Genomic DNA, 18,058 nt, shown 5'->3' on the forward strand with positions numbered 1-18,058 from the left:
GATGGGTGAAACAGGCCTGAGGTGGGAGGACCGCCGCCCAGGACCGGAGTTCGGCGAGGAAGGGGTCGGGTGCCGAAGTCAGCCGATGAGCGCCACGGGTGACCCGGATCCACCCCTGGCCAGCGCGCTGACCGTCATGTGTGAGACGTACGTCCATCCCCTGAGCGTGGCGCGATCTGGCAGTCCCTGTTCCGGAGGCGGACGCTGCCTGTGCAAACGGCCCACCAACTGGTGACTTGATGGAGCCAAACGGTCACAAGGCGACATCAACCCGACAGTTGCCTGCGCGCTCCCCCGCCAAGGCGTGACACGACCACTAGCCTTGGGACATGACGCGCGCCCTGATCGTCGTTGATGTGCAGAACGACTTCTGTGAAGGCGGCTCCCTGGCCGTCACGGGAGGGGCCGAGGTGGCCGCGCGCGTCGCGGACCTGATGAAGCGCTGGCGCAGCGGCGACCGCCAGACTCCGCACTACACCCACGTGGTCGCCACCCGCGACCACCACATCGACCCGGGAGCGCACTGGTCATCCGAGCCCGACTTCGTCGACTCCTGGCCGGTGCACTGCGAGGTCGGCACGCCCGGCGAGGAGTTCCACCCCGACCTGGATGCCGCGGCCTTCGACGCGATCTTCCTCAAGGGCCGCCACGAGGCGGCGTACTCCGGTTTCCAGGGTGCGGACGACAGCGGGCTCTCACTCGCCGAGTGGCTGCGTACGCACCACGTCGCCCAGGTCGACGTCTGCGGGCTCGCGACTGACCACTGCGTACGCGCCACCGCGCTCGACGCGGCACGGCTCGGCTTCAGGACCCGGGTGCTGCTCGACCTGTCGGCCGGGGTCGCCCCCGACACCACGCGCGCTGCGCTGACCGAGCTCGACGACGCCGGAGTCATCCTTGCCTGACCACGCCGACGACGAACTGCTCATCGACCCGTCCGACGGAGTGCTTCGCCTGACCTTCAACCGCCCACAGGTGTTGAACGCCGTCAGCGCCGACTCCTCGGACCGGTTCTCCGAGGTCCTGGAGCAGGCAGTGACCGACGAGACGGTCCGGGTGGTGCTCCTCACCGGCGCCGGCTACGCGTTCAGCGCCGGCGCAGACCTCTCGGCCCCCGACGCGATCGACCACCTCGACCACACCTCGCTGCAGCGGGCGAACCGTGCCATCCGCGCGATCGTCGCGTTGGACAAGCCGGTGGTCGCGGCGGTCAACGGCCCGGCGGCCGGGGTCGGCTGCGCGATCGCGTTGGCCTGCGACCTGGCGATCGCGCACCCCGACGCCTCGTTCTTCCTGGCATTCACCCGACTCGGACTGATGCCCGACGGCGGTTCGTCAGCCACCGCGGCAGCTTCTGTCGGACGGGCCCGGGCGATGCGGATGGCGCTGCTGGCCGAGCCGCTCAGTGCGCAGGAGGCGTACGACGCAGGCCTGGTCTCGCACCTGGCCGCGAGCGCCGAGGAGTTCGAGGCCACCACGGAGAAGGTCGTACGTCGTCTGGCGCGCGGCGCTCCCCTGGCCCTGGCCGCGACGAAGAAGGCGGTCAACTCCGCCACGCTCGGCAATCTCGCGGAGGTCCTGGAGACCGAGATGCGAGGGCAGTCACTGCTCTTGCGCACCGACGACGCGGGCGAGGGGATCAGGGCCTTCATCGAGGGTCGACGCCCGGGTTTCACCGGGGACTGACTTCTCCGAGCGTCTTCGCCGGCTCCGAGGCGCGACACGAATGATCGACACAGTGCTGCTCCGTTGGGCAACTCGCGGGTAGATTGCGCGCATGAAACGCATCCTGACTCCCTTCGCCATCGCCGCGTTGGCTCTCTCCCTGGCTGCCTGCGGTTCCGACTCCGACGACAACGACGAGAGCAACCTGGTCTCCTCCGGCAAACTCACCGTCTGCTCCGAGGTCCCCTACCCGCCGTTCGAGATCGAGGACCCTGACTCCCCGTCGGGTTACACCGGGTTCGACATGGACATCGTCCAGTACATCGCCGACGAGATGGACCTCGAGCTCAGCGTCGTCCCCACCAGCTTCACCGCCATCGACGGCGCCAGCGCGCTCAACGCCAGCCAGTGCGACCTGGCTGCCAGCGCCATCACCATCAATGACGACCGCAAGCCCAACATGGAATTCTCGGACGGGTACTTCACCTCGGCGCAGACGCTCCTGGTCCCCGAGGGCTCTCCCGTGAAGGAGCTCGCGGACCTCGAGGGCAAGAAGATCGGCGTCCAGTCCTCCACCACGGGTGAGACGTACGCCAACGAGAACGCCACGGGCGCCGACATCGTGGCCTTCGAGGGAGACAGCAAGATGTTCCAGGCCCTGAAGGCCAAGACCGTCGACGCGCTCCTGCAGGACATCGGCCCCAACCGCGTTCACCAGGATGACGGCGGCTTCGTCATCGTCGAGGAGTACGACGGCGCCGAGGAGTACGGCTTCGCGATGAAGAAGGGCAACACCGAGCTCGTCGAGGACGTCAACGAGGCACTCCAGGAGATGCGTGACTCGGGCGAGTACGACACGGTCTACGCCAAGTACTTCGACTGACATCCACTTCAGGTGGGTCCCGGGCCGGAACTGGCCCGGGACCCCTGACGAGAACTGAGCAACGTGAAGCGATCGACCAAGCAGCGCCTCACCCATGTGCCCCTCTACCTGGTGCTGCTCGGCGTGGCAGCCTTCCTGTACTTCAGGACCGACTGGGCGGCCATCGGAGCCAACTTCTTCGCTCCTGAAGGCATGGGACGCCCGTGGGCTGGTGAGTGGGGCACCTGGCCCGACCTGATCACGATCGGCGCCTTCAACACGATCAAGTACACCGTGATCGCCTTCGGCGGCGGTCTCGCGCTGGCTGTCGTCCTGGCCCTGATGCGCCTCTCGCCGCTGCGGCTCTACCGGTGGATGGGCACGTCCGTGGTGGAGTTCTTCCGCAGCCTGCCGGTCATCGTGGTGGTCCTCACCCTGGCCTTCGGGGTCCCGATCGCCTTCAACTGGCAGTGGCCCGGTGGCTCGATCCAGGCCGGCCTGGTCGCACTGATCCTGGTGGGTGGCGCCTACATGGCCGAGACCCTGCGAGCCGGCATCCAGGCGGTCCCGAAGGGGCAGACCGAGGCCGCCCGCTCGCTCGGCATGAGCTCGGGGCGGACGATGATCACGGTCGTGCTTCCCCAGGCGTTCCGGATCGTCATCCCGCCGTTGACCAACGAGTTCGTCCTGCTCCTCAAGGACACCTCGCTGCTCTTCGTCGCCGGCATGATGATCGACCAACGCGAGCTGGCCACGATGGCCAACGCCATGACGGTGCAGGGCGCAACCGCTGGCACGTCAACCAGTTTCACCCAGGCAGCGATGCTCTACCTGGTCATCACGCTTCCGCTGACCCAGTTGGTCTCGTGGATGGAACGACGACAGCAGAGGGCCCGATGAAGACAGACGACACGACGGTGGCCGCGATCGAGATCCGCGACCTGCACAAGTCGTTCGGCAAGAACGAGGTCCTCAAGGGCATCGACTTCCACGTCGACCAGGGCGAGGTGGTCTGCGTGATCGGCCCGTCCGGCTCCGGCAAGTCGACGCTGCTCAGGTGCGTCAACCGACTCGAGGAGCCGGACTCGGGCCAGGTGGTCGTCGAGGGCATCGACATCACAGACCCGGAGACCGACCTCGACCAGGTGCGTACGCGGATCGGCATCGTCTTCCAGCAGTTCAACCTCTTCCCGCACATGACGGTGCTGAAGAACCTCGTCGTCTCCCAGCGCAAGGTGCTCAAGCGGTCGAAGGCCCAAGCCGTCGAGGTCGCGCGCAAGAACCTCGCCAAGGTCGGCCTCGAGGGCAAGGAGGACGCCTACCCGGCTCACCTCTCCGGGGGCCAGCAGCAGCGCGTGGCGATTGCCCGGGCGCTGTCGATGGACCCCGACATGATGCTCTTCGACGAGCCCACCTCCGCGCTCGACCCGGAGCTGGTCGGCGACGTGCTTGAGGTGATGCGCAAGCTCGCCGACGAAGGCATGACGATGATGGTGGTGACCCACGAGATGGGCTTCGCCCGCGAGGTCGGCGACAAGCTGGTCTTCATGGATGACGGCGTCATCGTCGAGGAAGGCGACCCGGCCGAGATGCTCGCCAACCCGCAGCACGAACGTACGCAGGCGTTCCTGTCGAAGGTGCTCTGAGGCTCTCGTACGTCGCACTCAGCGCGCGAGCCACTCCCTGGCCGCCGTGGTCACTGCGGCAGTGAGGTCCTCCATGACGGGTGACTCGAGTCTCCACCGCTGCCAGTAGAGCGGCACGTCGACGTGCTTGCCCGGGACCAGGTCGACCAACTTCCCGCGGTCGACGTCGGCGCGTCCGTTGCGCTCGAGCAGCATGCCCCACCCCATCCCGCGACGTACCGCCCCGTCGAACTCGTGCACCGACGGGATCCAGGTGACGGGTGGCGCGAGGCGACGCCGAGTGACCTTGCGCAGGAAGTCGTGCTGGAGGGTGTCGTTGCGGTCGAAGGCCATCATCGGCGCGCGCTCGAAGGCCGAGCCGGTGGGGCCGTCGGGCAGGTGCGTGGCGACCCAGGCCGGGGTCGCGGCGGCGAAGTAGCGCATCGCGCCGAGGCGTACGACCTTGCAGCCCGGCACCGGAGTCGGGTCGGAGGTCACCGCCGCCATCACCTCACCGCGCCGCAGCCGGTCACTGGTCCGGGTCTGGTCGTCGCGCAGCACCTCGAAGGTCACCCGGTGGCGTGCCTGCACCTGCACCAGTGCGTCGATCAGCCAGGCGTAGAGGGCGTCCGCGTTGACCGCGAGTGGCACCGCGGCGTACGGGGCGTCCTCGGCGTCGGGGTCGTCGACCAACTCGGCGTACGCCTCGCGTTCGAGCATCTCGGTCTGGGCGGCCAACCGGACGAGTACGTGACCGGCCTCGGTGGCCGCCAGGGGCTTGACCCGATGCACCAGGACACGGCCCACCCGGGTCTCCAGCGCCTTGATGCGCTGGCTCACCGCAGACGGGGTGACGTGGAGCTCGCGGGCGGCTGCCTCGAAGGTCCCGGCGCGGACGGCGACGGCCAGGGTCCGCAGCGCAACCGGGTCCAGCTGGGTGATGTCATTCACACCAGACATTCTAATGATTCGTGAAAATACTTCGCTGGATTGAACACTGCGCGCGGCGTAGCGTCTGATCGTGCTCAACATTGTCTTCACCGGGATGCTCACCGGTCTCGCCCTCATCGTCGCCATCGGCGCCCAGAACGCCTTCATCCTGCGCCAGGGCATCCGCGGTGAACAGGTGCTCCCGATCGTGCTCACCTGCCTGGCCTCCGACCTGCTGGCGATCACCGCCGGCGTGGCCGGGCTGGGCGCCCTCGTCGACCGTCGGCCCGGCGTCCTGCCCGTCGCGCAGATCCTCGGCGGGGTCTACCTGATCGGCTTCGGCATCCATGCGGCCCTGCGCGCCTGGCGCCCCAGCGGCCTGGACGCCGGCGACGGCAGCGCCATGAGCATGCGGACAGCAGTGCTCACCGCGCTGGCCCTGACGTGGCTCAACCCGCACTTCTACCTCGACGCGGTGGTCCTGCTCGGCACCGTGGCCAACAGCTTCGGCGTCGACCGGTGGTGGTTCCTGGTGGGGACCTGGATCGCGTCGGCGACCTGGTTCTTCTCGCTCGGCTACGGCTCACGCCTCCTGCGCGGGTTCTTCGCCCGCCCGCACTCGTGGCGAGTCCTCGACGGCAGCATCGCGCTGGTCATGGGTGCACTCGGCGTCACCCTGCTGACCCACTGAGCCAACCCCCGACGGCCGGGACCCAGCCCTTCAGCGGAGTCGCGCGGAGACCTCCCGCGCCGCGGCGACCACGCGCGGGGCCACCACCGACTCGTCGACCGGCCCGCCCAGGGTGACGATGCCGACGGAGGCCTCGAGGCCGGCCACCCCTCGTACGGGGGCAGCCAGACCATGGGCACCCGACTGGAGCTCGCCGGTGGTGGCCGCGTAGGGGGTGGTGGTGTCGCCGTCGCGGATGAAGCAGATCGCCTTGCCGGCGGCGCCGTGCTCCAGCGGGAAGCGGGCACCCACCCGATAGGCCACGTGGAAGTCGGTCCAGGAGGGTTCGACCACCACCAGGGCGACCGCCTCCGTGCCGTCGGAGATGTTGAGGTGCGCCGTGCAACCGACGGTCTCGGCAAGTTGGCGCAGCACCGGGGTCGCACGGTCCCGCAGGAGCGGCTGCACTGCGCCCGAGATCTTGAGGACGCCCATGCCCAGGTGCAGCAGCCCCTCGGCACCGCGACGGACCAGACCGGCCTGCTCGAGGGTGGCCACGAGGCGGTGCGCCACGGTCCGGTTCACCTCCAGGCGGGCGGCCAGGGCCGTTACCGTGAGACCCTCCGGCACCTCGGCCAGCACCTGCATCACCCGGATCCCCCGGAACAAGGTCTGCGAGGTCTCTGCTGCCATGCGCGTCAATCTAGCGATCACGCAGCGACGCGGGAAGGACGACGTGGGGCAGGCGCCTCAGCCGAAGATCATGCAGGTGGACGTGGCGTGGGCGACGAGGCGGTCGGCGGAGTCGTACAGGTGCGCCTCGGCGAGCGCCGTACGCCGTCCGCGCTGCACGACGCTGCCCACGCAGCGCAACTGACCGGACTCCTCGGTCACGGCCTTCAGGAACTTCACGTTGAGGTCCAGGGAGGTGTATCCCTCCCCTGCCGCGAGCGTCGAGTGGACCGAGCAGGCCGCCGCGGTGTCGAGCAACGTCGAGATGACCCCGCCGTGCATCGACCCGATGGGGTTGTAGTGCTTCGCCTTCACCGGGGTGAGGCGGACCGTGACCGAGCCGCGCTCCAGCTCGAAGGCGTCGATGCCCAGCGTGGTCGCGATCGGCACCTCGATCAGGCCATCGCTCACGAACTTCAACTGCTCGTAGCCGTCGAGCCGGGCGAGTGCGTCCGTGACGTCGGTGGCCTCGGGGTCGGCCTGAAGGTCGGGTTGGGTCTCGGTCATGGCCCAAGCCTGCCACGCCTCAGGACGTCTTCTTGACCGCCCAGTCCCGAATGGTGTTGATGCGGGCGTGGAGCTGTTCGGCGGTGGCCACGGCCGCAGCCGGACCGCCGCACGACTTGCGGAGCGCGGAATGGGTGATGCCGTGCGACTGCCCGGTGCGGTGGTACCAGGCCGCGACGAGACCGTTGAGCTCGCGGCGCAGCACCGCCAACTGCTCGTGGGTGGAGTAGTTGTCGATCGACTCCGTCACGGTCTTCGCCTCGGCCGAGCGGGCGGCCAGCGCGCTCTTCTGCTTCTTGGCCCGCTCGCTCTGTCGTGAGTGGAGCAGGTCGCGCACCTGGTCGTGGTCGAGGAGTCCGGGGATCCCGAGGAAGTCCATCTCCTCGTCGGAGCCCACGGTGACCTCACCGGCATGACCGAACTCGCCGCCGTCGTAGAGCACCCGGTCGAAGTTGGCGGTGGAGCCGAGCGCCTCGAAGCTGCCGAGCAGGTCGTCGGAGGCACCCTGCTCGGCGTTGGCCTGGGCCAGCAGATCGTTCTCCGCGGCGAAGATGTCGCCGTCGTCGCGCACTCGCCGCTTCAGGACGTGGTCGCGCTGGAGCTCGAGCTCGGCCGCCAGAGTGAGCAGGTTGGGCACCGACGGCAGGAAGACCGACGCTGTCTCTCCACGTCTGCGGGCACGTACGAAGCGACCCACCGCCTGGGCGAAGAAGAGGGGCGTCGACGTGGTCGTCGCCCACACCCCCACTGCGAGCCGCGGCACGTCGACGCCTTCGGAGACCATCCGGACCGCGACCATCCAACGGTCGTCGGAGTCGGCGAACTTGTCGATCTTCTTGCTCGCGAGCTTCTCGTCGGAGACCACGACCGCGGGCAGTGTCCCGGTGAGCTGACGCAGGATCTTGGCATAGGCGCGCGCCGACTCCTGGTCGGTGGCAATCACCAGGCCACCGGCGTCCGGGACGTGGCGCCGCACCTCGCTGAGCCGTTTGTCAGCGGCCTCCAGGACCGACGGCATCCAGGAGCCCTGCGGGTCCAGGGCCGTACGCAGCGCATGCTGGTTCATGTCCTTGGTCAGCGGCTCGCCCAGGCGCGCCGAGATCTCGTCGCCCGCACTCGTACGCCAACTCATCTCACCGGAATAGGCCATGAAGAGCACCGGACGCACGACGTGGTCGGCCAGCGCCTCGGAGTAGCCGTAGGTGTAGTCGGCCACCGACTGCGGCACGCCGTCCGGTCCCGGCGCGTACCGCACGAACGGGATCGGGTTGATGTCGGAGCGGAAGGGCGTGCCGGTCAGCGCGAGACGTCGGGCCGCCGGGTCGAACGCTTCCCGGATCCCTTCTCCCCACGACAGCGCGTCGCCGGCGTGGTGGACCTCGTCGAGGATCACCAGGGTGCGGAAGCGTTCGGTGCGGATGCGCATGGCGAGCGGGTTGACCGCGACGCCGGCGTAGGTCACGGCGATCCCGAGGAACTCCTTCGAGATCTTGCCCTTGCCGGCCGAGTAGGTCGGGTCGATCGGGATGCCGGCGCGCTCCGCAGCCTTGGCCCACTGGGTCTTGAGGTGGTCGGTCGGCGTCACGATGGTGACCCGGTCGATCACCCGACGGGCGAGCAGCTCGGCGGCCACCGACAGGGCGAACGTCGTCTTGCCGGCCCCCGGGGTCGCCACGGTGAGGAAGTCCCGCGGCTGGTCCGCGAAGTACCTCGTCATGGCCGCGGTCTGCCAGGCGCGCAGCGAGGTGGCCGTGCCCCAGGCGGCACGCTCCGGCCACGCCGGAGGAAGTGCTGCAGTCACGGAGGCGGCGTCAGGCCGTTCCGTCACGCGTCAGGTCCCCCACCCTTGCCGCCACCGGGGTTCATCGACTCCCAGACTTCCTTGCACTCCGGACAGACCGGATACTTCTCCGGGGAACGGCTCGGCACCCAGACCTTGCCGCACAGGGCGATGACGGGGGTGCCCATGACCATGGCCTCGGTGAGCTTGTCCTTGGGGACGTAGTGGGAGTAGCGCTCGTGGTCGCCGTCCTCGGTGGGGAGGACGCGACGGTCTTCGAGCGTCGAGCCAGAGGGCGAGAATCCGATCTTGGTCATGATCGCTCCAGTCTAGGTCAGTTGAGCTCGGGATCCACAGGACGCGTGGAGTGCCACGCCAACTCTCCGGGTTGTCGACGCAACACGGCCCTGGGCAGGTCCGCGATGTGGGGCACGAAGGGGTCGTGAGGATCGGCAGGCACCACGTACCAGGCTCCGGCCTCGATCTCGGACTCCAGTTGACCGGCGCCCCAACCCGCGTAGCCGGCGAAGATCCGCAGCCCCACGACGAGCTCCTCGACCGTCTCGACCGGTGAGTCGAGGTCGAGGACGCCCAGCGGCCCCAGGACCGGGCGTACGCCGGCGGGGGCAGCACCCGAGTCGCGGAGCAGGACCAGGGCCAGCGCCCCGTCGGTCCCCACCGGACCTCCCCGGAAGAGCACCTCGGGCTCGTCGACGAGGTCGCGCCACTGCTCGAAGACCGTGGCGACCATCAACGGGGAGGGCTGGTTGAGGACCACCCCCAACGCCCCTTCGTCATCGACGTCCAGGACCAGGACCACCGTGTCGGCGAAGTTCGGGTCGTCCATCTCGGGCTGGGCCACGAGCAGCACACCGGCCGCCACCGGAGTGACGGGCATGCTGCCGGGCCGAAGATCCATGTCCCCATCATGGCCCACACCACCGACCTGGCGGGAGGGTGTGCGCGAACCCGGGTCAGACGCCACCATCCCGGGGTGCGCCCTGCCGCACAGGCGAGCCGAAAGAAATGGAGACAGCCCCGGCTCCGGCACGCTGGGAGGGAGGGAGACGCGGTGGGGAGACCGCGCTGTGCCGGATCGGGGCTGTCAGATCGTGGGACGGAATGAACCGTCAGGCAGCCAGGGCCGCCCTGAGTCGCTTCAGCAACGGGGGTCGTACGGGGCGCTGGCCCGGCACGTAGTAGCGCCGGCCCGCCTCCTCTAGATCGGCCCCGAGCAGGACCGCCTCCTCGTCCACACCTGGGATGAGCGGAGCCAGACCTGCCTGCTGCGCCAACCACTGGTGCTGACGGGCGCGGCGACGCTGGATCTTCTCCGACCGCGCGCCACTCGCCTGCTCCGCATGGGTGTCGAGCACCATGCGGACGCCGGGGAGCGCACGGATCGTACGTCGCCAGGCGCGGACCACCGCGGCCTCCGGGTCGTCCGGCCCCTCACTGAGGGCCCGCTCGACCTCGGCGGCCAACGCTGCCTGCCAGCGGACGTACAACACGTCAGCCAAGGTGTCGGCGTCACGGAAGGTCTGCTGGACCCCGGCCACGTCCATCGGGACGACGCCGTCGAGTCGGCGGTCGGCCTCCTCGACCACTGCACGCAGGACTTCGTCACGGCGAGGCGAGTTCCAGGTCATGGCGCTCTCCCCTCGTGATCAGCGTGCGGTGTGGCACACGGCCACCGTGACGGCGTCCGCGTTGACATACCGAGGGTACGGCGCGCGGAGGACAAACCCAAGGTCATCGGAGAGTGACGCCGAACACGTGGCGTACCGCCGGTCGGTTCTAGACTCCCTCAATGGCATCCATCGATGAGACGACGCCGCAGGACCCAGCGACCGCGACCAACCGTCGTCAGGAGTTCTCGACGGCCACGAAGCGTGACCTGGTCGAGACCGCGCGTCGACACTTCACCGACCACGGTTACACGGCCACCTCGCTCGACACGATCGTGGCCGGCGCCCGGGTCACCAAGGGTGCGCTCTACCACCACTTCACGAACAAGCAGGACCTCTTCCTCGCGGTGCACGAGGCCATCGAGACCGACGCAGTACGCCGCATCGACGCCGTGCTGGGCCAGTACGGCGACCCGTGGCAGGCGGCGACGCACGGTCTGCAGACCTTTCTGGAGATCGCGCGGGAGCCGGAGTACCGCCGCATCGTGGTGGAGGAGGGTGCGGCCGTGCTGGGCTCCGCACGGCCGCCGGACAGCGAGCGGTCCACCTTCTCCCCCGTACGCCACCTGGTGCGGGCAACCCTCACCTCAGGTGACTGGGACGTCCCCGAGGAGATGATCGACACCTTCAGCCGGATCTTCTTCGGCGCCCTCAACTCTGCGGGCCAGTCACTGGCCACGAGCGCCGAGCCGGAGGAGGAGACGATCAGGATCGAGACCTCCGTGGGGCTCCTGCTGGCCGCGGTACGCCACCTCAGCACCACGCACGAGTCACTCGAAGCAGCGGTGCTCCCCGTCCTCGGCGATCAGACGGACGACGAGACCCCCGCCCCGGAAGGATCCCGGGACAGGGGCCGCAGCGCCTGAGCTGTGGGCGTCAGGGGGCGAAGGTCAGCTCGGCGTCGACGGCGGGGAGGAGCTCGACCCACGTCTTCCCGGCCGGCACCTTCAACTCCTTGCCACCCGCCTCGAGCGTCACTGCGCCGTCGAGGCCGTCCTTGGTCCAGGTGCCCTCGATGACCTTGCCGTCGTGGAAGAGGGTCGCGTCGCCCTTGCCCTCGTAGATGCTCTCGGGCACCGACGAACCAGCCATGTCCTTGTACCCGGCGTCGCGGACCTTCACCCGGAGCACCAGGACGTTGGTGGCGGCGAACTCGTCGCCCTGGGCAGCGTTGCTCGTCTCGTTGACCCAGCCGCCGTTGGAGAACGACCAGGCGGTGGTGTGGTTGCCGAAGTTGGCGCGCAGGCTCGTCGCAGGCTTCCCGGCCGGAAGATCGGCGGCAGTGCCCCAAGCAAAGTAGTCGTCGGGGCGGGTCGCCTCGATCTCCTCAGCCTTCGCGAGGTCCTTCAGGTTGGCCATCAGGTTGTACGGAGCCGACCGCGAGGATTCGCGGTAGAACCCGGCCGCGCCCTCCTCGTGGAAGGTGATCCCAGCCTTGCGGACCCGGTCGATGGTCTGGCCGGCAGCGCCACTGGTGACGATCTGGGCACCCACCGGAGAGACGATGCCGATGTCGCTGGCACGCATCGAGCGCACCGGACCGACGACGCCGGGAGCCTTGCTGTGGAAGAACGCGGCCAGACGCGTCGTACGTCCCTCGACCATCTGCTCGAAGACGAGGTCGGCCTTGCTCAGGCCAACTTGCGCCCCCGCCTTGCCCGAGTTGTCGATCTTCACGACGAAGACGGGGCGGGTGAGTGCCACGTCCTTGCCCTCTTCGGCCTCGAGACCGGTGAGGGGCCAGGTCTGGGGCTCGACCACGGCTGGCGTGTCGGCCTTCGGCTCATCCTTCTCCTCGTCCGATCCTCCGCACCCGGCGAGGAGGAGGGAGGCGGAGAGAAGGACGGCAGTGAGGCTGAGGGAACGGGAACGCACGTTGACTCCGATCATGGAACTTGGACGCCACCAGTGTGCGCGATCCGCTCGGTCGGCGTGGGACAACTCGCCGACCTGCAGACCACGGCAGCGCGCGGAAGAGGTCAGCTGACGAGCTTGGCGCCGCCGTCGACCAGCAGGGTCTGACCGGTCACGTACGAGGCCTCGTCACTGCTGAGGAAGGCGACCGCTGTGGCGATGTCCTCGGGCAGCCCCACACGCCGCACCGGGTTGGCCTGCGCGTTGAGCTCGCGGAACTCGTCGACGTCCATCCCGAGACGGCGCGCGGTGGCGTCCGTCATCTCGGTGGCGATGAAACCAGGGGCGACCGCGTTGACGTTGACACCGTAGGGGCCGAGCTCGATCGCCAGGGTGCGGGTGAACCCCTGGATCCCCATCTTGGCTGCCGCGTAGTTGGCCTGCCCGCGGTTGCCGTACGCGGAGACCGACGACAGGTTGACGATCTTCCCGTACTTCTGGGCGACGAAGTGCTGCTGGGCTGCCTTCGACATCAGGAAGGCGCCCTTGAGGTGCACCCCCATCACCAGGTCCCAGTCGTCCTCGGACATCTTGAAGAGCAGATTGTCGCGGGTCACGCCGGCGTTGTTGACCAGCACGTGCACCCCGCCGAGCTCGGCCACGATCCGCTCGAAGGCGGCCTCCACCGCAGCCGCGTCGGAGACGTCACAGCCGATGCCGATGGCCTCGCCGTCGAGCCTGGCAGCGGCGTCGGCGGCCGCGCTCTCGTCGAGGTCGATGACAGCCACCTTGGCCCCCTCGGCACAGAAACGTTGCGCGGTGGCGAAACCGATCCCGCGCGCGGCTCCGGTGATGACTGCGACTCGACCGTCGAAACGACCCATGGCTCAACCCCTCCTGGTGCACGGCCACGGGCATCTCCCTGTGACCTCGCCGATCACTCTAGGGCCCACGGCGCGGGCGCGCCCGCGAGCCGCCCGCGAGCCGATCAGTGACAGATGTCGGTGGTACAGGCCCTCGACTCCAACAACTTCTTCAGCGGCCGGTGACCCGCAATCGCGTCGAAGTGGTGGGCGTCCCCGGTGCCGTAGGTCCACCGGAAACCGTGCCTGGCCATCATCCTGACGACCTTGTGGCTGCGACTACGCCAGGCCACCCGCGGGTGGTCGTGCGAGGTCCACCACCGGTTGGGCACCACGCCGTGCCTGGAGCGGAACGGGTTCTCCCAAGGGTTCAGGTCGAGCGAGCGTCCGTACGAGTGCGGCGAACGGGCGCTCGGGTTGCCGACGACGCGGCGACAGTTGAAGACCGAGGTGTTGTCGGCAGCCATGGAGCGGTAGTCGTCGGCTCCTCCCAGCTTCTTCGACCAACCGAACCTGTCGACGCGGTACATCGCCCGCACCGGGACCTTCTCGCGGTGCATCTCGGTGAAGACGCCGACGAAGTTGCTCGTCACCCCGGCCGCGACCACCATCGACCCGCGGAGCCGGTAGCCGTCGAAGGCCCAGTAGTTGGTGCGTACGAGTCGTAGGCCGGAGCGTCCGACCGGGCACCCCTTGCGCCAGGAGCGTCCCACCATCGATCTCCACACCTTGCGCGGGATCTTGGTCACCACCACGTTGGCTCCCTTGCCGATGGCGCGTCGCTGGGCCGGCAACTTGATCCGCGGACGAGGCGCGCCCTTGGGCATCACGACCGCCTTCCCGGGGGCCACGTTGCGGGTCGCCCGCACCGGACTGCGACTCCCCTCGGCCCAGGCGACGGCGGCAGCACGAACTCGCCACCTGGTGTTCCAGCGCGGACGCCGCAGCACGTCGACCCGCCCCTCGGCGTCGGTCCGCACCGTCGTCAGGGGCTTCCAGCCGTCGTACCGTCCGCCCTTCTTCGACCTGCGCTCGATGACCACGGGCCCACTCACCGCGCTGCCGTCGTCGGCACTCCAGCGGACCTTGAGTTGCACTCTCGACTCGTCGGCCACCTCGGCCGGGGCCGTGAGGGCGAGAGTGGAGGAGCGGCGCACGAGAGCCACCCGGTGCTCACCGGTCGAGGGCGCGTACGACGCGTCGCCTTCGTGAGTTGCGCGGACCCGGTTGAGTTGGGGGTCGCGATCCACCACGATCGGCGCAGACGCCCGGCCGGCAGCGTCGGTCCTGACGGTCGTCAACGCCTCCCACTGCGTGCCGGACCACCGGGCCAGCCGCACAGTGCGCGACGCCAGCCCGGCACCGGACGGGTCGGTCACCAGGACAGCGAGCGGGGCCGTCTCCCCCGAGCGGGCAGAGGTGCTGGAGACTGAGGTCCCGGTCGCCGTCCTCGCGTCCTCTGCCGCCATCGAAGGCACCGGCAACGCGATCAGGACGGCCCCGAGAAGGACTGAGAGAGTTCGCCGCATCGCTCGATCCTCACCCACCTTCAGCCCAGAATCCAGAGGCTCGCCGCTTCAGCCCCCTTCGCTGGGTGCACTCGCTACACTCGCCCGGCACGAGCGCCGTCGTGCCGATGACGTCACCTCCTCGACAGGAGCACCCTCTCCGTGGGCAACTTCGCCTCGTTCTCCCTGCGCAATCGCGCCTTCGTGGCCCTGGCCACCGTGATCGTGGCCGTCTTCGGCTTCATCTCCCTGGGCTCGCTCAAGTTGGAGCTGATCCCGAACCTCCAGTTCCCCGTGGTCGGCGTCGTGACTCCGTACGCCGGCGCCTCCCCCGAGGCGGTCGAGCAGGAGATCACCATCCCGGTCGAGATGGCGCTCGGTGGCCTCGACGGGCTGGAGTCGATGAACTCCACCTCCTCGGCCGGCTCCTCGATGGTCACCGTCGTGCTGGAGTACGGCACCGACCTGGACCGTGCCGTGCAGCAGGTCGAGTCCGAGCTCGCCGGGCTGCGTACGCTCCCCGAGAGCGCGGAGCCCACCACCTTCGCGGGTGACTTCGACCAGTTCCCGGTGATGCAGCTCTCCGTCACCTCCGACCTCCCCGCCGCGGAGCTGACCGATCGACTCGACCAGGTCGCCATGCTCGAGCTCGGCGACGTCGAAGGGGTCCGCGAGGTCCAGCTGACCGGTGCCCCGACCAACCGGGTGGAGCTCTCACTGAAGCCGCGTGCCGTGGCCCAAGGAGTCTCCGGCGCCGACATCTCCAGCGCGCTCGACGCCGCGAAGATGGTCCCGGCCGGCAGCGTGACCGACGAGGACCGCACCCTGTCGGTCCAGGTGGGCTCGACGCCGACCACCCTGGCCCAGCTCAAGCGCATCCCGGTCGCCGCAGGTGAAGGCACCGCCCCCTTGTCGTCCCTGGCCACGGTCCGGATCGTCGAGGCGGAGACGACGTCGTACGCCCGCACCAACGGCGAGCCGAGCCTGTCGCTGGGCATCACCAAGACCCCCGACGGCAACACCGTCGACATCTCCCACGCGGTCAACGACCTCCTCCCCGAGCTCGAGGAGGCGATCGGCAACGGCACCGAGTTCACGGTGGCCACCGACCAGGCCCCGTTCATCGAGAAGTCGGTCGAGGACCTCGCCACCGAGGGCGGTCTGGGTCTTGTCTTCGCCGTCTTCGTGATCCTGCTCTTCCTGCACTCGCTGCGCTCGACCATCGTCACCGCGATCTCGATCCCGTTGTCCCTGCTGGTCACCCTGATCGGTCTCTGGGTCGGCGGCTACAGCCTGAACATCCTGACCCTGGGCGCCCTGACCGTGGCGATCGGTCGGGTGGTCGACGACTCGATCGTGGTCATCGAGAACATCAAGAGACATCTCGGCTACGGCGAGGGCAAGGTCGCAGCGATCACCACCGCCGTCCGCGAGGTCGCGGGCGCCATCACCTCCTCGACGATCGCCACCGCCGCAGTCTTCCTGCCCATCGGCGTGGTCGGCGGCCAGGTCGGAGAGCTGTTCCGGCCCTTCGCCATCACCGTGGCACTGGCGCTGATCGCCTCCCTGCTCGTCGCCCTGACGATCATCCCGGTCCTCGCCTACTGGTTCCTCAAGGCACCCGAGACGGCCACCCCGGCCGAGGCCGCCCAACTCCAGACCGAGGCCGACGCGAAGGACGACAAGTCCTGGCTGCGTCGTCTCTACGACCCGACGCTGCGCTGGTCACTCGGGAAGCCGTGGATCGTCGTGGCCCTCGCGTTCGTACTGTTCCTCGGCACCCTGGCGATGACGCCGCTGCTGAAGACGAACTTCCTGGGCGCCACCGGTCAGAACACCCTGACGGTGAGCCAGGACCTCGAGGCGGGCGCCAGCCTGGGCCGTCAGGACGAAGCCGCGCGTGCGGTCGAGGACCTGCTCGGTGACGTCGAGGGCATCGAGACAGTCCAGACCACCGTCGGTGGCGGCGGCCTGATGGCCCTGATGGGCGGCGGCAGCACCTCCTTCGCCCTGACCCTGGACGAGGAGGTCGACGCCGACGCCAAGGCTACCGAGGTCCGTACAGCCCTGGGCGACGCCGACGGCGACATCACCGTGGCCACCGGTGACGGCGGCTTCTCCTCCGCCCTGGAGGTCGTGGTGACCGCGACCGACCAGGACAACCTGGTCGCCGCGGCCGAGCAGGTGGAGGAGGAGCTGAACACCATCGACGACATCGGCGAGGTCACCTCCGACTCCTCCCCCGCCCAGCCCATCCTCGCGGTGCGCGTCAGGGAGCAGGCCGAGCGCGCAGGCCTGACCTCGGCCATGGTCGGCGGCGCACTCGCCCAGACCCTGTTCCAACCCCCCGCCGGCCGGGTGACCATCGACAACGAGGCGCTCGACGTGGTGCTGGTCAACGGCGCCAAGCCGACCTCCGTCGACGAGCTCCGGCAGTTGCCCGCCGGGCCTGCCGGACAACTCGGCCAGGTGGCGGAGGTCGAGGAGGAGCTGGTGGCCGCGGCCATCACCCGTCTCGACGGCGACCGTACGGTGACCATCACCGTCGATCCCGACTCGGACAACCTGCGTGCCGTCACTGCCGACATCAACGCGGCCCTGGAGGGCATCGACCTGCCCGAGGGCACCGACGTCTCCCTGGGTGGCGTCGCTGAGGACCAGGCCGAGGCATTCGCCCAGTTGGGATTGGCGCTCGTCGTAGCGATCGCGATCGTCTACATGGTCATGGTCGGCACGTTCAACTCGCTCGTGCAGCCGCTGATCCTGTTGGTATCGGTGCCGTTCGCTGCCACCGGCGCGATCCTGCTGCTCCTCCTGACCGGCATCCCGCTGGGGGTGGCATCGCTGATCGGCGCCTTGATGTTGATCGGGGTCGTGGTGACCAACGCAATCGTGTTGATCGACCTGGTCAACCAGCGACGCGACGCAGGCGCGAGCATCACCGAGGCACTGTACGACGGTGGCGGCAAGCGACTTCGTCCCATCGTGATGACGGCGCTGGCCACCATCCTGGCGCTGACCCCGATGGGGATGGGCCTGACCGGCGGGAGCGCCTTCATCTCGCAACCGCTGGCGATCGTCGTGATCGGCGGGCTGCTCTCCTCCACCGTGCTGACGCTGATCCTGGTGCCCGTGCTCTACCTCCTCGTGGAGCGGCGCAAGGAGAAGCGGGCCGACAAGAAGACGGCCAAGCGTGAGGCGAAGCGTACGAAGGCAACTGCGGAGGCAGGCCCTGCCGCCTGAGCTTCGCCGCACGCACGACGACGAAATGACCGACGGCGCACATGCTGAGCATGTGCGCCGTCGGTGTTCCGTCGGACCTCTGCGTTGCAGACCAATGCCGACAGGTCAGGCAGGTCAGGCAGGGTCAGGCG

General features: G+C 68.9%; 18 protein-coding genes. 8 read left to right on the forward strand and 10 right to left on the reverse strand.

Features of this window, described 5'->3' with window-relative positions:
* Nucleotides 1-329: 329 nt before the first annotated feature.
* The 5 genes from DNK52_RS02530 to DNK52_RS02550 all read left to right on the forward strand — a co-directional run bounded on the left by DNK52_RS02530 (nucleotide 330) and on the right by DNK52_RS02550 (nucleotide 4,173).
* Nucleotides 330-905 carry a nicotinamidase gene (locus tag DNK52_RS02530; protein ID WP_110239196.1) on the forward strand — a complete coding sequence of 192 codons (576 nt, stop codon included), beginning with the start codon at nucleotides 330-332 and terminating at the stop codon, nucleotides 903-905.
* Nucleotides 898-1,686 (forward strand): enoyl-CoA hydratase, encoded by a 789-nt coding sequence (locus DNK52_RS02535; protein ID WP_110239198.1) that lies wholly within the window; start codon nucleotides 898-900, stop codon nucleotides 1,684-1,686. Before DNK52_RS02530 ends, DNK52_RS02535 begins: the two co-directional genes overlap by 8 nt.
* 91 nt (nucleotides 1,687-1,777) lie before the next feature.
* The gene (locus tag DNK52_RS02540) at nucleotides 1,778-2,548 is read left to right on the forward strand and encodes a transporter substrate-binding domain-containing protein (protein ID WP_110239200.1); all 771 of its coding nucleotides are present in this window, start codon (nucleotides 1,778-1,780) and stop codon (nucleotides 2,546-2,548) included.
* Between the two features lie 63 nt (nucleotides 2,549-2,611).
* On the forward strand, nucleotides 2,612-3,427 hold the full coding sequence (locus tag DNK52_RS02545; RefSeq protein ID WP_110239202.1) for an amino acid ABC transporter permease: 816 nt from the start codon (nucleotides 2,612-2,614) through the stop codon (nucleotides 3,425-3,427).
* The gene (locus DNK52_RS02550) at nucleotides 3,424-4,173 is read left to right on the forward strand and encodes an amino acid ABC transporter ATP-binding protein (protein WP_110239205.1); all 750 of its coding nucleotides are present in this window, start codon (nucleotides 3,424-3,426) and stop codon (nucleotides 4,171-4,173) included. Before DNK52_RS02545 ends, DNK52_RS02550 begins: the two co-directional genes overlap by 4 nt.
* Before the next feature lie 18 nt (nucleotides 4,174-4,191).
* On the opposite strand, the gene DNK52_RS02555 is transcribed toward DNK52_RS02550, so the two are convergent.
* Entirely contained in the window at nucleotides 4,192-5,103 is a 912-nt protein-coding gene (locus DNK52_RS02555) for a LysR family transcriptional regulator ArgP (RefSeq protein WP_239455335.1), read from the reverse strand.
* 70 nt (nucleotides 5,104-5,173) lie between these two features.
* Here DNK52_RS02555 and DNK52_RS02560 point away from each other — a divergent pair, with 70 nt between their 5' ends.
* Complete coding sequence (locus DNK52_RS02560; protein WP_239455336.1) at nucleotides 5,174-5,773, forward strand: LysE/ArgO family amino acid transporter; 600 nt, start codon at nucleotides 5,174-5,176, stop codon at nucleotides 5,771-5,773.
* Between the two features lie 30 nt (nucleotides 5,774-5,803).
* On the opposite strand, the gene DNK52_RS02565 is transcribed toward DNK52_RS02560, so the two are convergent.
* The 6 genes from DNK52_RS02565 to DNK52_RS02590 form a co-directional block, all read right to left on the reverse strand.
* Entirely contained in the window at nucleotides 5,804-6,445 is a 642-nt protein-coding gene (locus tag DNK52_RS02565) for an IclR family transcriptional regulator (RefSeq protein WP_110239209.1), read from the reverse strand.
* A gap of 57 nt (nucleotides 6,446-6,502) precedes the next feature.
* Nucleotides 6,503-6,991, reverse strand: coding sequence for a PaaI family thioesterase (locus DNK52_RS02570; RefSeq protein WP_110239211.1), 489 nt, complete (start codon nucleotides 6,989-6,991; stop codon nucleotides 6,503-6,505).
* A 19-nt stretch (nucleotides 6,992-7,010) separates the two neighbouring features.
* Nucleotides 7,011-8,819, reverse strand: a complete 1,809-nt coding sequence (locus DNK52_RS02575; RefSeq protein ID WP_110239212.1) for a DEAD/DEAH box helicase — start codon at nucleotides 8,817-8,819, stop codon at nucleotides 7,011-7,013.
* On the reverse strand, nucleotides 8,816-9,088 hold the full coding sequence (locus DNK52_RS02580) for a DUF3039 domain-containing protein (protein ID WP_110239214.1): 273 nt from the start codon (nucleotides 9,086-9,088) through the stop codon (nucleotides 8,816-8,818). Before DNK52_RS02580 ends, DNK52_RS02575 begins: the two co-directional genes overlap by 4 nt.
* Nucleotides 9,089-9,105: 17 nt before the next feature.
* Nucleotides 9,106-9,690 carry a YqgE/AlgH family protein gene (locus DNK52_RS02585; RefSeq protein ID WP_239455337.1) on the reverse strand — a complete coding sequence of 195 codons (585 nt, stop codon included), beginning with the start codon at nucleotides 9,688-9,690 and terminating at the stop codon, nucleotides 9,106-9,108.
* A gap of 211 nt (nucleotides 9,691-9,901) precedes the next feature.
* A complete protein-coding gene (locus DNK52_RS02590) occupies nucleotides 9,902-10,420 on the reverse strand; it encodes a hypothetical protein (RefSeq protein ID WP_110239218.1) in 519 nt (172 codons plus the stop codon).
* A 161-nt stretch (nucleotides 10,421-10,581) separates the two neighbouring features.
* On the opposite strand from DNK52_RS02590, the gene DNK52_RS02595 reads away from it, so the two are divergent.
* Nucleotides 10,582-11,325: a TetR/AcrR family transcriptional regulator gene (locus tag DNK52_RS02595; RefSeq protein WP_110239220.1), complete on the forward strand. Its 744-nt coding sequence runs from the start codon at nucleotides 10,582-10,584 to the stop codon at nucleotides 11,323-11,325.
* 10 nt (nucleotides 11,326-11,335) lie between these two features.
* On the opposite strand, the gene DNK52_RS02600 is transcribed toward DNK52_RS02595, so the two are convergent.
* The 3 genes from DNK52_RS02600 to DNK52_RS02610 all read right to left on the reverse strand — a co-directional run bounded on the left by DNK52_RS02600 (nucleotide 11,336) and on the right by DNK52_RS02610 (nucleotide 14,705).
* On the reverse strand, nucleotides 11,336-12,334 hold the full coding sequence (locus DNK52_RS02600; protein ID WP_162598562.1) for a DUF3048 domain-containing protein: 999 nt from the start codon (nucleotides 12,332-12,334) through the stop codon (nucleotides 11,336-11,338).
* A 104-nt stretch (nucleotides 12,335-12,438) separates the two neighbouring features.
* Nucleotides 12,439-13,197, reverse strand: coding sequence for an SDR family NAD(P)-dependent oxidoreductase (locus tag DNK52_RS02605; RefSeq protein WP_110239224.1), 759 nt, complete (start codon nucleotides 13,195-13,197; stop codon nucleotides 12,439-12,441).
* 104 nt (nucleotides 13,198-13,301) lie between these two features.
* Nucleotides 13,302-14,705, reverse strand: a complete 1,404-nt coding sequence (locus tag DNK52_RS02610) for a M15 family metallopeptidase (RefSeq protein WP_110239226.1) — start codon at nucleotides 14,703-14,705, stop codon at nucleotides 13,302-13,304.
* Nucleotides 14,706-14,846: 141 nt separating this feature from the next.
* On the opposite strand from DNK52_RS02610, the gene DNK52_RS02615 reads away from it, so the two are divergent.
* Complete coding sequence (locus DNK52_RS02615; protein ID WP_110239228.1) at nucleotides 14,847-17,927, forward strand: efflux RND transporter permease subunit; 3,081 nt, start codon at nucleotides 14,847-14,849, stop codon at nucleotides 17,925-17,927.
* Nucleotides 17,928-18,058: the final 131 nt, after the last annotated feature.

The organism is Nocardioides gilvus (assembly GCF_003194605.1).
Taxonomy (GTDB): Bacteria; Actinomycetota; Actinomycetes; order Propionibacteriales; family Nocardioidaceae; genus Nocardioides; species Nocardioides gilvus.

Coding starts and splice junctions, on each gene's coding strand:
- DNK52_RS02530 (WP_110239196.1), top strand. CDS start 330: ATGACGCGCGCCCTGATCGTCGTTGATGTGCAGAACGACTTCTGTGAA.
- DNK52_RS02540 (WP_110239200.1), top strand. CDS start 1,778: ATGAAACGCATCCTGACTCCCTTCGCCATCGCCGCGTTGGCTCTCTCC.
- DNK52_RS02550 (WP_110239205.1), top strand. CDS start 3,424: ATGAAGACAGACGACACGACGGTGGCCGCGATCGAGATCCGCGACCTG.
- DNK52_RS02565 (WP_110239209.1), bottom strand. CDS start 6,445: ATGGCAGCAGAGACCTCGCAGACCTTGTTCCGGGGGATCCGGGTGATG.
- DNK52_RS02570 (WP_110239211.1), bottom strand. CDS start 6,991: ATGACCGAGACCCAACCCGACCTTCAGGCCGACCCCGAGGCCACCGAC.
- DNK52_RS02580 (WP_110239214.1), bottom strand. CDS start 9,088: ATGACCAAGATCGGATTCTCGCCCTCTGGCTCGACGCTCGAAGACCGT.
- DNK52_RS02585 (WP_239455337.1), bottom strand. CDS start 9,690: ATGGATCTTCGGCCCGGCAGCATGCCCGTCACTCCGGTGGCGGCCGGT.
- DNK52_RS02590 (WP_110239218.1), bottom strand. CDS start 10,420: ATGACCTGGAACTCGCCTCGCCGTGACGAAGTCCTGCGTGCAGTGGTC.
- DNK52_RS02595 (WP_110239220.1), top strand. CDS start 10,582: ATGGCATCCATCGATGAGACGACGCCGCAGGACCCAGCGACCGCGACC.
- DNK52_RS02605 (WP_110239224.1), bottom strand. CDS start 13,197: ATGGGTCGTTTCGACGGTCGAGTCGCAGTCATCACCGGAGCCGCGCGC.
- DNK52_RS02610 (WP_110239226.1), bottom strand. CDS start 14,705: ATGCGGCGAACTCTCTCAGTCCTTCTCGGGGCCGTCCTGATCGCGTTG.